The following is a 12,501-nucleotide window of genomic DNA, read 5'->3' as shown; positions in this document are numbered from 1 at the left end:
GTATTATTGATTTTCTATAATTTAAGCTTATCACATAGCCATGATGAATAATATATCTGATAAATAAGTAGGTGAACCGAAAAATTTAAAGGTATGTGAAGAAAAGTAAAATCGCCCAAAACTCTCTTCCTGTTCCCTGTTCCCAGTTAAGAGTTCCCTGACAATTTTTAACGCCAACCTACTTAGCATCTAGGATAAAACTAATAGCATACTATTAGATTATAATTGTGCGATAGCGAAGCACTGCTGCAAGTAGTTCGCTCCTTCAGTACACAAACCCTAAATTTATCCAGATTAGCAGCTTTCAAAATTACACAATGTCGTTGCGTTAGCGTTGCGTTAGCCATATGGAACGAAGTAAAATGAAGCAATTCCAAGGGTTATGATTGCTTCCCTTCCCTCGCAATGACTGTAAATATTTTTGTCCAATTACTTATAGAACGGAAATAATTGGTTTATTTATCGGAATTAAACCAATAAGCAAGCCTAATGATATATACTTCTGCCATACTTGACGATAAGCGTGGAAGATGATACAAGATTGTATGAGGAAAAAATTTTGACTACATCAGTCACTTTTATCTAGTTTGGTTGTCTGTAAATTTATTTAACGGTTTTATATAAGCAATAAAACTAGATAGAAGGCAGAAAAATTCAAATTTTGATCCTGATAGTAAGGGAACACCAAAAAATAAATTACCCAATTTTGTGGGACAGTCCGGATGCCCATCCTTGATGATTAGAGGGCTTTTCATCCCGCACTACAAGAAATTTTTGGTATTACTTTAATTGGCAGTCCCTAAGTCAAAATTAATATTTAACAAAAATTTACACAATGTCTAACCGAAAAGGTTATGTAGTACCCAATGTGCATTCCCTAATAGGGGCTGAACAGCCTTCTAAAACTAGTGATAGTTTACGTCATAAGCTAACTACTTTGTCTGTGATCACTGAGTTTTTTCCTCCAGACTATGCGGCGACAGGACAGTTAATTGAAGAGCTAGTCAAACAGTTGGAGAAACAAGGAATTAACATTAAAGTATTCACTGGACAACCAGGATATGCTTTTAATACCGCTCAAGCCCCAGCCTTAGAACAATTAGGCCATGTTCGTGTTCAAAGATCCCGATCTACTCAGATATGGTCTAATAGGATTCGCGGAAAAGCTGTTAATGGTGTTTTATTTACATTGCGGGCTTTTTTGCATATGATCAGGAATGCTGGTAAAAATGATGTGTTTTTATTAACTTCAGCACCTCCTTTTTTATCAATAGCCGGATATTTAACTCATTTGTTCTTAAAATCTGCCTATGTATGTTTAATATATGATTTGTATCCAGATATTGCGATCGCTTTAGGAGTAGTATCTCATAAGCACTGGTTAGCCAAGTTTTGGTGGGCAATCAATCGCCAGATTTGGCAAAAATCAACAGGAATTATTGTCCTGAGTCCTGCTATGAAAGAGAGAGTCGTAGCCATCTGTCCAGAAGTAGCTGATAAGGTGTCTGTAATTCACAATTGGGGAGATCCTGAGTTAATTGTCCCGATTGCCAAAGAAAAAAATTGGTTTGCTAAACAACATAACTTGGATAGCATATTTACAATTCTTTATTCTGGCAATATGGGTAGGTGTCATGATACAGACACCATTTTGGCAACTGCTAAACAATTGCAAGATGAAGAAATTCAGTTCGTTTGTATTGGTGGTGGACCCAAACGGGAAAGTTTTATTCAAGATGTCAAGCGGTTAGGATTAAAAAACTTTCTCTTTCTCCCCTATCAAGAAAAAAGTGTGCTACCGTATTCCCTGACAGCTTGTGATTTGTCATTAGTGAGTGTACAATTAGGTCTCGAAAATTTAGTTGCGCCTAGCAAACTCTATCCAGCCTTAGCTGCCGGAAGACCCATAGCCGCTATTTGCCCAAAAGATTCCTACCTGCGACAGTTAATAACAGATGGTCAGTTTGGTATCAGCATTGACAATGGAGATAGTGATAGTTTATCTAAATTTATTCTCAACTTAAAGAGCGATCGCCAACTTGCAGAAAAAATGGGTAATGCCTCCCGTGAATATTTGCAGTCAAACTTTACGCCAGAAATCATCGCTAAACAATATATCAATGTCCTAGAAAAATCTATAATTTGAAACCTCACTCCAGCCTAATCGGCATCAGTGTGTGAATAAATTCAGTAAATTTCAGACAACTCAGTTAACAAAATTTAATACCTCAGACAACGTTGAATCAGGAGTTGGGCTTTGATGGTCTTTTTGATCTAAGTCCCTCCCTTACAACCTTCTTACGATCTATTGTTTAGTTAGTGATCCGGAGGCCTAAGTGCAGAAAAGGTGTGAGCGAAATCGGAAACGTTCCCAACGGAGAGCCATTTATTGTCCCATACATAGTTGTTACATAGATAGTGTTAGCCAAAAACACGGACTATTTGCCGAACAAGCCGGACAACTACAAGAACGCGGTATAGCCCGACGAGAAGCAATGATGTTAGTAGCAGCTAAAACTACAGTTTCTTTACAGGGTGAGTGGTTAGAGGCTTTTTGGTGCGAAGAATGCCAAGAAACAAAATGGTATCATGTGCGTAAGCATGAATCAAAATATGAGATATCTCTTGCCCCAGCCGAACTTTGGCAACAAGCAACAGGTGTCATTCATCCCCATCGCAATCCTTCTGTGGGAGAATTTACCTATAGGCAATCCCGAATGCTTGGTGGTAACAGTGTTAAAGACTTTTGGGTAATGAACTGACATGAAAAAAGCTCTCATTTGTGGAGTATCTGGACAAGACGGATCTTATTTAGCACAATTGCTGCTCAATCGAGGCTATACAGTTTGTGGAACATCCAGAGATGCCCAAATATCACCTTTCCAGAACTTAGTTCACTTGGGTATTAAAGATCAAGTAAAGCTGGAGTCAATGTCCTTAACTGACTTCCGCAGCGTCTTACAGGTACTCACAAAAATCCAACCAGATGAAGTCTATAATTTAGCAGGACAAACTTCCGTAGGTTTATCTTTTGGACAACCTGTAGAAACTTTAGAAAGTATAGCCACAGGGACACTAAACTTATTAGAAGCTATTCGCTTTTTAGGCGCAACCATTAAAGTTTACAATGCAGGTTCGAGTGAATGCTTTGGTGATACTGGCAATGTAGCAGCAGAAGAAAATACTGCATTTCGCCCCAGAAGTCCTTATGCTGTAGCTAAATCTGCTGCTTTTTGGGAAGTAGCTAACTACCGAGAAGCTTACGGTTTATTTGCCTGTTCAGGAATATTATTTAATCATGAATCTCCCCTGCGTCCAGAAAGATTTGTCACTCAAAAAATTATTGCTACTGCCTGTCGGATTGCCCAAGGTAGTCAAGAAAAATTATATTTAGGCAATATGTCAATTCAGCGGGACTGGGGTTGGGCGCAGGAATATGTGGAAGCCATGTATTTAATGTTGCAGCAAGATCAACCTGATGATTATGTAATTGCAACGGGAGAAAGCACTTCCTTAGAAGATTTTGTCGCAGCAGCATTTACATCCGTAAATTTAGAGTGGCGTGATCATGTGGTGGTTGATAGTAGCCTATTCAGACCTACAGATTTGGCATTCGGTAAAGGTAATCCCCGTAAAGCCAAAATCCAATTAGGATGGGAAGCTAAATATAAGATGGCAGATGTGGTGCAAATGATGGTAAATACGAGGTTAGCTAGGTCAAAATAAGATCCCCGACTTCTCTCAGAAGTCGGGGATCTGAAACTCCAGGGTGGCGCTAATTGAGATATACTTTGTTGATCTTGAAAGCTTGGGGATTGTAACTTTATTATAAGATAAACAATTAAAGGGAAAAAATGAGTGAAAATTGTCGAGCGAACTGCTTGCAGCAGCGTTTCGCTATCGCCCTTGAAGAATATAGACTATTAATTTTTATTGAGTGACTTGATTTGTGTATTAGCGATTTATAATCGCCGATAGCGTAGCTAAACTCATAGATAATCATCCAAAGCATCAGGAGAACAAATCCATGGCAGCAATTACAGCCCGCGAACTAGAGTTGCAAATGCCCGATGCCAGTAAACTTTTAAGTGATGAACCAGAAATGGAAAGCTCCCTGCACTATATGCAACTGTTATTGCTAGTCACCTGCCTAGAATGGGCATGGCAAGAGCGGGATGATTTTTTCATTGGTGCAAACCTGACCATTTACTTCAGTCGCCAACAACTCAAAAATCGTGACTTTCGAGGTCCAGATTTTTTCCTCGTCAAAAACACCACCAGAGAACCACGCAACTCATGGGTGGTCTGGGAAGAAGACGGACGTTATCCCGACCTGATTATTGAATTACTGTCCGACTCCACCGCCAATGTAGATCGCACCACCAAACTAGACTTATACGCAGAGAGATTTCATACCCCTGAATACTTTTATTTTTCACCAGAAACCTTAGAATTTGCAGGCTTTAGACTAGAGTTTAATAAATATCGCCCCATCACGCCCAACGCCCAAGGATGGCTATGGAGTGAAGCCCTGGGCTTTTTCCTGGGTATTCACAATGGCCAATTGCGTTACTTCTCCTTAGAAGGCGCTATCATCCCTACTCCCCAGGAAGCCGCCAAAGATGAAATGCTCAAAGCCAACCAAGCAATTCAAATAGCAAAACAAGAATCCCAAAGGGCTGAACAAGAATCCCAAAGGGCTGAACAAGAATCCCAAAGGGCTGAACAAGAATCTCAAAGGGCTGAACAAGAATCTCAAAGGGCTGAACAAGCTAACACGGAATTGTATGAATTAAAGCAAAAAATGCGATCGCTTGGTATTTCTCTTGACTAAGCCTTGATCAATAGACATCGCCAAAAAAAAGCCTTCACTCTATAAATGAAATAAGAACATCAGATCCCCGACTTCTTTAAGAAGTCGGGGATAAGTAATTGGACAAAAATATTTACAGTCATTGCGAGCGAAGGGAAGCAATCACAACCCTGGCGATTGCTTCATTTCACTTCGTTCCATTTGCAATGACATTGTGTAACTAATTCTGTCTCACTACTTATGAAACTGTTGATTTTGAAGGCGATAGCGAAGCGCTGCTGCAAGCAGTTCGCTTAGTTAAATGAAACTCTTCAGCAGGTATCAATTATTCAGAGGAGTTAAGCAAAGTGTACTGACAATAAAGATGACAATCCATTAAGGGACTTCCAATTAAAAAAATACCCAAAAATTTCTTGTGGTGCGGGACGAATTGCCCGCTAATAATCAAGGACGGGCAGGATGCCCATTTCACAAAATTGGGTAATTTATTTTTTGGTGTTCCCTTAGAGAACGGCGATCGCAAACCTTGATAAAATCAGAGTTACAAAAAATAGATTCGATTATTGTTGTCCGAGAGTGACAGAACCGGGATAGTATTGAACAGTGAGTTGGGCTTTGATGGTCTTTTTGATCTCAGTCCCTCCGATGCAACCTTCGTATGATCAATTGTTTAGTTAGTGATCAGGAGGACGAAGTGCAGAGAAGGTGTGAGCGAAATCGGAAATGTCGTGAAAATGATGGTAAATGCCAGATGAAAGAAACTACTTTACAGCCAGAATTAATAATTGAAGCAGGACGCGCGGAAAAGCAATATTGGCAAGATTTATGGCGATATAGAGAGTTATTTTACTTCTTAGCATGGCGAGATATTTTAGTTAGATATAAACAAACAGCCATTGGGATTGTTTGGGCGCTAATTCGTCCTTTTTTGACAATGGTAGTTTTTACAGTAGTATTTGGACAATTAGCAAAATTACCATCAGAAGGTGCGCCCTATCCAATTCTTGTATTTTCCGCCATGTTACCTTGGCAATTCTTTTCCAATTCCCTTTCAGAGTGTAGTAATAGTTTAATTAGTAATGCCAATTTATTATCAAAAGTCTATTTTCCTAGATTGGTAGTACCCACTAGCGCGGTAGTAGTTAGCTTTGTGGATTTTATGATTTCTGGGATAATTTTATTGGCTTTAATGGCTTGGTATAACTTTATTCCCACTTGGCGAATTTTCACCTTACCCTTATTTATCGGTGTCGCCTTTGCAGCTTCAATGGGTGCGGGTTTGTGGTTAGCTTCCTTGAATGTGCAATATCGAGATTTCCGGTTTATTGTGCCATTTATAGTCCAGTTTGGTTTATATATCTCACCCGTAGGATTTAGTAGCACTATTGTTCCTGAAAAGTGGCGGTTTCTCTACTCCTTAAATCCAATGGTGGGAGTAATTGATGGTTTTAGATGGGCAATTTTGGGCGGTAATTCCCAGTTATATTTACCAGGTTTTATGCTTTCTATGGCTCTAGTCGTTTTACTATTAGTGAGTGGAATTTGGTATTTTCGGAAGATGGAACGAACTTTTGCAGATGTGATTTAAGATCAAATTCTCAAGTATACTAAACACGGTTGAGAGATGGACTTTTGTAAAATCACGAAAAACCCTGATTTGTAGGGGTAAAGCAAGAGCTTCATTGGTGTCAACTTAAGCTCAAATCCATACCACATCTCGTTCCTAGTCTCTGACTAGGAATGCAGTTGATGAGGCTCTGCCTCTAATATCATTGAAGGCAGAGCCTTCTAGAATTCATTCCCAGTCAGAGACTGGGAATGAGATGAAAAACCCTGATTTGTAGGGGTAAAGCAAGAGCTTCATTGGTGTCAACTTAAGCCCTGGCGAATGGAATTCACGGCTACACAAACAAAGTCCGCCTGCGCGGACTAAGGAAAAATCAAGGATTGAAACCCACGCAGGTGGGTTTTGCCTGTGTAGACGCGGTTTCTAACCGCCCGTTTTACGTTAAGTTGACACCATTAAGCACTGCTAAACCCCTACGCATCTGGGTTCTTTGTCATTTGGCAAAAGTTTAGATATTACCCGTGTTTAGTATATTATTCCGATTTAACAAAAATGCGTGAACATTATCCTGACTGGGATATTACAATTTCCTTAGAAGAAACAATTAAGCAGATAGTTGAATCTTGGCAATAGCGATTAAGTACAGGAGATAATTAACAATGTATCAAAGTGATGTGTATAGCAAACCCAGCTATGAGCCATTACCTCCTCAACAAACACTGCCAACGATGTATGATTTACCTAGCGAAGATCCAGAGGAGCCAGGGTTGCCAGACGAATTTCACCTTTTACAACCAGAATTGCTGCGTAGTACCTTTCGACCGCCTTCTTATGCAGAAGATAATGTATTCACAGGTAGTGACTTAAATTTATACTATGACAGCAAGCATACACAATGGTATAAACGCCCTGATTGGTTTGCAGTTTTGGGGGTATCCCGTTTTTATGAACAAACAGAACTAAGATTGAGCTATGTTACTTGGTATGAAGGAACATATCCCTTTGTGGTAGTAGAATTAATATCTCCAGGAACAGAAAACGAAGACTTAGGGAGAAATTTACGGGAAGTTAATCAACCTCCTAATAAATGGACGGTATATGAGCAAATTCTCAGAATCCCTTATTATTTTGTCTATAACCGTTATACTGACGAGTTTCACTGTTATGGTTTAGTCACGAACCGTTATCAACCGCTCTCTATTAATGGATTAGGGGTATGGCTAGAAGAAGCTGAATTAGGTTTAGGGTTATGGGAGGGAGAATATCAAGGACTAACTAGACAGTGGTTACGTTGGTATGATAAAGATAATAACTGGTTGCCTACTCCAGAAGAACGAGAAAAACAACGGGCAGAACAGGAAAAGCACCGGGCAGAACAGGAAAAGCAACGGGCAGAACTAGAAAAACAACGGGCTGAACAGGAAAAGCAACGGGCAGATTCTGCTGAATTAGAAGTAGCTAAATTACGACAATTGTTATGGGAACAAGGTATCAGCTTACCTAATGATCAATAGAGTTGAAAAATTGTCCAGTCTGAAAGTCATTATTACAAAAGAAGGGAACTCTTAACTGGGAACTCTTAACTGGGAGCAAATAAGAAACACTCATTTGCACCAGTTTAGAGCTTCAGTCAAAAAAAGGATGTTTTTAAAAGATGCGTAGCACGAAAAAAACAGTGTCATTATTTCAATCTCATGTTTTTAAACATGAGATTTTCCTGTTCCCTGTTGCCCGTTCCCTCTGAATAATTTTATGTCTAAATCACCTCTCTACGAAACAGATTTCATGGATTGGTTAACTCAACAAAAATTAGCCTTAGCCAGTCGAGATATCACAGCTTTGGATTGGGAGAACTTGGCAGAAGAGTTAGATGCTATGGGTATTAGTGAAAAAAATGAGTTAAAAAATCGGTTAATAATTTTATTAACTCATTTGCTAAAATGGCAATACCAATCTTCTAAGGAATGTCAGTAACCCAGCCCTAAAGGGACTGGGCTTGCAAGAGTAATCAAGCAAGCCGTACTGACCAGACCACCCTGAGTTTACTCTCATGGTAGCCGTTATTTGAGTCACGACACCCCGGAATGCGTTGCTAGTTCCCTGCTCTGTCATTTGCAATTAAACAGTTTTAAGGTCACTGAAACAGTGTTGCAAGTCTAAAAAGCTCTTATAACTGGTCGTTCGCGCAGCGTGCCGGAGGCATCTAGCTAACATTACCCCAGAAATGGGAGTTGGTTTCCAGGTTCCAATCAAAAATCTGGTTTTAATTTTAATATCCACAGCGGTTAAAACCGCTCGTGTCGTTTCCCTCTCAGGTCTAAAGACGCGCTCGTTTCCCACTTACCGGGTATTCTTATGAATTAAATAAAGTGCAAAAGTAGGGTGTGTTAGTTAAGTAGCGAGCAAGATGCTCGCATTACTTCAGGTTTCAAAATGGATGAGGTTTAATTAACTATGTGTTATAGCGGTATGCACTTGAATGAGATACAGTCATAAGCCCCCTCCTCGCTTGCGGAGAGGGGGTTGGGGGTGGGGTTCTTGTATCTCACTCAACTGAGAACCGCTATATTCTATCATTCATCCATTAGAGAACAGCGATCGCAAACCTTGATAAAATCAGAGTTACAAAAAATAGATTCGATTATTGTTGTCCGAGAGTGACAGAACCGGGATAGTATTGAACAGTGAGTTGGGCTTTGATGGTCTTTTTGATCTTGGTCCCTCCATGCAACCTTTTGAGGATCTCTATTAAGATCTTGATCAAGAGGCAAAAGTACAGAAAAGATCTGACCAAAATCTGGAACTTTTTCCAAAAGACATCTAATAAGTAGTGAGACAGAATTAATTACACAATGTCATTGCGTGGCGTTAGCAATAGGGAACAAAGTGAAATGAAGCAATCGCCAGGGTTGTGATTGCTTCCCTTCGCTCGCAATGACTGTAAATATTTTTGTCCAATTACTTATTGTCAGCAATTAGGCGATTAAAGAAATAAATATAATGGCAACTGAAATATATAATCTGATCATGCCCAGATCCCCGACTTTCCTATGCTTATTCAGTTAAGAGAGTATGGTAAGGTTAAAATAGGTTGGGTTAAGCGACAGCGCAACCCAAGGCTCATGTCGGGTTTCATGCTATTGCTTCGCGTTCACGCAGTGTCCCGCAGGGATACATTTACGTTCCACAACCTAACCTACAAATCAAGGCTTTTTCTAATTTGGACAAGGTATTGTGTTAACAATCAATATTTAAACTGTAGCTGAGTAAGTAAAATGCAACCCACACAAGCAAATTACCAGATTTATGAACAAGATTATCCTGAATGGTTGGATATTACCCTTAACCAACTGCAAAATCGGGATTTAGAAAATCTTGACTGGGAACACTTAATTGAGGAAATTACTGCATTGGGAAACGAACAAAGGCGTAAAGTAGAAAGTTATTTGAGACAACTTATTAAACACTTACTTCTTTATCAATATTGGGAAAGTGAGAAATCCTATTGTGCCAAAGGATGGATTGAAGAAATTGATAATTTTAGGTCTGAATTAGATTTATTATTGGAGTCTAAAGTTCTTTATAATCATTGTGCAAAAATCCTAGATAAGATCTACATTAAAGCTAGAAACAATGCTATTCGTAAATCTGAACTATCTCCAGCAATCTTCCCTGAAAATTGTGTTTATTCTTTAACAGAAATCCTCAATCCTGAATGGTTGCCATCATAAAAAGAATATTACTAATAAATTATGTCAGATACAGTTATTCGCGTTGAAAATTTTTGCATTTTATTTAATCCACCGTATATACTTAAATGAATTAGAACCTCCAGCAAATGCCTCAATTAGTCTGAAGTTGTTAAAACTGATTGTTACTCCTGCGGATAAAAGTGCAGTTTTAGCACAAGAAATTGCCAAAGAAACCTATGGAGAAATAACTCAAAGACCATTGCAATTACAACTGATTGATTTGCTAGAGACTATCATGGTTTATAAACTGCCTATTTTAAGTAGAGAGGAAATACAGCAGATGATAGGAATAACAGACGTAGACCTCAAACAAACCCGTTTTTATCAGGATGTCTTTGCTGAAGGACAACAGGAAGGAAAACAACAAGGAAAGCAAGAAGGAAAACAAGAAGGAAAACAAGAAGGAAAACAAGAAGAGGGAGTGAGTATAGTTTTGCGTCTTCTGAAACGGCAATTTGGTTCTTTAGATTCTGCCATTGAAACTCGAATTCGGGGTTTGAAACTAAGTGTAATTGAAATGTTGGTTGATCAATTACTTGATTTTACGGATATTTCTGAGTTAAAAACCTGGTTAGAAGACCACTAAATTTTCGCCAGACTCATTGAGATATGCTTTGTTGATATTGAAAGCGATCGCTAATTGATGAAATCTCAAATTAGTCATTGGGGAAATTCTTTAACCTTCACTCTATAAATAAAATAAGAAAATCAGATCCCCGACTTCTCTAAGAGGGTGTTTGAGAAGTTTTTAATGTATAAACAAACCCCTCGCCAAACCTCTCCCCGAAGCGGGGAGAGGCTTTGAAAACCCCCTTCCCTCGTAGGGAAGGGGGCAGGGGGGTTAGGTTTTTGGAGATTATCGGTTTCATCTAATACTTTTCAAACATCCTCTAAGAAGTCGGGGATCTGAAACTGTTGATCTTGAAGGCGATAGCGAAGCGCTGCTGCAAGCAGTTCGCTTGGTTAAATAAAACTCTTTCGCAGGTATCAATTATTCAGAGGAGTTAAGCAAAATGTACTGGCAATAAAGATGACATTTGAATCAGAATCTCTGAACTTAACGAACTATACTAAACACGGGTGAGATTTAAACTTTTGCCAAATGACAAAGAACCCAGATGTGTAGGGGTAAAGCAAGAGCTTCATAGGTGTCAACTTAGGCTACAGATGGCTTATTTGTTGGCTTCCACACCCACCCAGAAATGATAGCGCAGCGTGGCGTAAGCCATATTTCCGGGCTAATAAGTAAAATTTACTTTAGTAAACTGGGGATTTTTAGTCATCTTCAGATGACTTTTGCTATTAGACTGGGAATTCATTCCCAGGCGGGCTATGGGTTTTACGTTAAGTTGACACCATTAAGCTTTTGCTTTACCCCTACGTTTAGAATCAAACAATCAAGCCGTTTTGAGTATACTAATTAAATCTGTGTTATTCTATCATTCATCCATTAGAGAACAGCGATCGCAAACCTGTATAAAATCAGAATTACAAAAAATAGATTCGATTATTGTTGTGCGAGAGTGACAGAACCGGGATAGTATTGAACAGTGAGTGGGCTTTGATGGTCTTTTTGATCTTAGTCCCTCCATGCAACCTTTTGAGGATCTCTTTTGAGATATTGATCAGGAGGCCAAAGTACAGAAAAGATATAAAAGATTAAGTTTTATTCAAGCCTTTGCTAATTTATATTACGATATTGGGACTATAGAACTTGGAGGCAAAAATGCAATCTATTGATCAATTACCAGTAAAAAATACACCTCAAATCATTTCTGTCGTTATTGAAAGTAATGATGATGGTTACTTAGCAATGATACCGGGTATTCAAGGAGCTTTTGCAGAGGGAGATACACCCCAAGAGGCTATATTTAACTGTACTGATGTTTTAAAAATGATTATGGAGTATAAGCAAGAACAAAATGAGAACTTAAATTTAGGCTCAATTGAACTTTCAGCTAATACAGGTTGGGCTTTTACTATTCCTATTAAACTGTAATTGTTAGATAACAAAGTGGTTCTTTGGTACTTTTTATGGAGAACCCATTTCAAAATCATTGAAAGCCTTATTGTATTAGCATTTTACTGAAAATATTAGACATTATAGTTTATACCTGATTTAGGTCAAAAATTAGGACAAAATGCTAAACAGAAAGTCATAAGTAGTCGGACAAAATTACAGCGGTTTCCGCTCTTATGAGGTACAAAGTTGAATCATGAAACTCTTGTAGTGCGGGCATCTAGTTAGTAGATGGCAATGGTGCAAAGCGCGTTGTCTCAGCGATGGTCAGTATGTTAGCTTAGTGAGTCAAACTAGCGATCGCAAAACATATATGTTCTTGCTTTACCCCACCCAGAGCATCAAATAA

10 protein-coding genes are annotated in these 12,501 nt (G+C 38.9%); all 10 read left to right on the top strand.

Translation table 11 applies throughout. The features are described from left to right. Positions 1-835: 835 nt before the first annotated feature. The 10 genes from IQ228_RS10610 (at position 836) to IQ228_RS10565 (ending at position 12,131) form a co-directional block, all read left to right on the top strand. Positions 836-2,146, top strand: a complete 1,311-nt coding sequence (locus tag IQ228_RS10610) for a glycosyltransferase family 4 protein (RefSeq protein WP_193962826.1) — start codon at positions 836-838, stop codon at positions 2,144-2,146. 190 nt (positions 2,147-2,336) lie between these two features. After that, positions 2,337-2,762, top strand: coding sequence for a hypothetical protein (locus IQ228_RS10605; RefSeq protein ID WP_027402531.1), 426 nt, complete (start codon positions 2,337-2,339; stop codon positions 2,760-2,762). A 1-nt stretch (position 2,763) separates the two neighbouring features. Further along, entirely contained in the window at positions 2,764-3,726 is a 963-nt protein-coding gene (locus tag IQ228_RS10600; protein WP_027402532.1) for a GDP-mannose 4,6-dehydratase, read from the top strand. Positions 3,727-4,027: 301 nt separating this feature from the next. Then, entirely contained in the window at positions 4,028-4,834 is an 807-nt protein-coding gene (locus IQ228_RS10595; RefSeq protein ID WP_193962825.1) for a Uma2 family endonuclease, read from the top strand. Positions 4,835-5,564: 730 nt separating this feature from the next. Continuing rightward, entirely contained in the window at positions 5,565-6,401 is an 837-nt protein-coding gene (locus IQ228_RS10590; protein WP_027402538.1) for an ABC transporter permease, read from the top strand. Positions 6,402-7,039: 638 nt separating this feature from the next. Next, entirely contained in the window at positions 7,040-7,894 is an 855-nt protein-coding gene (locus IQ228_RS10585) for a Uma2 family endonuclease (RefSeq protein WP_193962824.1), read from the top strand. Positions 7,895-8,132: 238 nt separating this feature from the next. Then, positions 8,133-8,354, top strand: a complete 222-nt coding sequence (locus IQ228_RS10580) for a DUF29 domain-containing protein (protein ID WP_228043794.1) — start codon at positions 8,133-8,135, stop codon at positions 8,352-8,354. Between the two features lie 1,301 nt (positions 8,355-9,655). Then, a complete protein-coding gene (locus IQ228_RS10575; RefSeq protein ID WP_193962823.1) occupies positions 9,656-10,111 on the top strand; it encodes a DUF29 domain-containing protein in 456 nt (151 codons plus the stop codon). Positions 10,112-10,154: 43 nt separating this feature from the next. Continuing rightward, positions 10,155-10,718 carry a DUF2887 domain-containing protein gene (locus tag IQ228_RS10570; RefSeq protein WP_193962822.1) on the top strand — a complete coding sequence of 188 codons (564 nt, stop codon included), beginning with the start codon at positions 10,155-10,157 and terminating at the stop codon, positions 10,716-10,718. A 1,140-nt stretch (positions 10,719-11,858) separates the two neighbouring features. After that, positions 11,859-12,131, top strand: coding sequence for a type II toxin-antitoxin system HicB family antitoxin (locus IQ228_RS10565; protein WP_193962821.1), 273 nt, complete (start codon positions 11,859-11,861; stop codon positions 12,129-12,131). The last annotated feature ends 370 nt before the right edge of the window (positions 12,132-12,501 follow it).

Source organism: Dolichospermum sp. LEGE 00246 (assembly GCF_015207865.1).
Taxonomy (GTDB): domain Bacteria; phylum Cyanobacteriota; class Cyanobacteriia; order Cyanobacteriales; family Nostocaceae; genus Dolichospermum; species Dolichospermum heterosporum.
This window is presented reverse-complemented; position numbering and strand designations above follow the sequence as displayed.

What these genes read in the sequence shown, in the direction of transcription:
- IQ228_RS10585 (WP_193962824.1), top strand. Translation starts at nt 7,040, where the DNA reads ATGTATCAAAGTGATGTGTATAGCAAACCCAGCTATGAGCCATTACCT.
- IQ228_RS10575 (WP_193962823.1), top strand. Translation starts at nt 9,656, where the DNA reads ATGCAACCCACACAAGCAAATTACCAGATTTATGAACAAGATTATCCT.
- IQ228_RS10595 (WP_193962825.1), top strand. Translation starts at nt 4,028, where the DNA reads ATGGCAGCAATTACAGCCCGCGAACTAGAGTTGCAAATGCCCGATGCC.
- IQ228_RS10590 (WP_027402538.1), top strand. Translation starts at nt 5,565, where the DNA reads ATGAAAGAAACTACTTTACAGCCAGAATTAATAATTGAAGCAGGACGC.
- IQ228_RS10610 (WP_193962826.1), top strand. Translation starts at nt 836, where the DNA reads ATGTCTAACCGAAAAGGTTATGTAGTACCCAATGTGCATTCCCTAATA.
- IQ228_RS10600 (WP_027402532.1), top strand. Translation starts at nt 2,764, where the DNA reads ATGAAAAAAGCTCTCATTTGTGGAGTATCTGGACAAGACGGATCTTAT.
- IQ228_RS10580 (WP_228043794.1), top strand. Translation starts at nt 8,133, where the DNA reads ATGTCTAAATCACCTCTCTACGAAACAGATTTCATGGATTGGTTAACT.
- IQ228_RS10565 (WP_193962821.1), top strand. Translation starts at nt 11,859, where the DNA reads ATGCAATCTATTGATCAATTACCAGTAAAAAATACACCTCAAATCATT.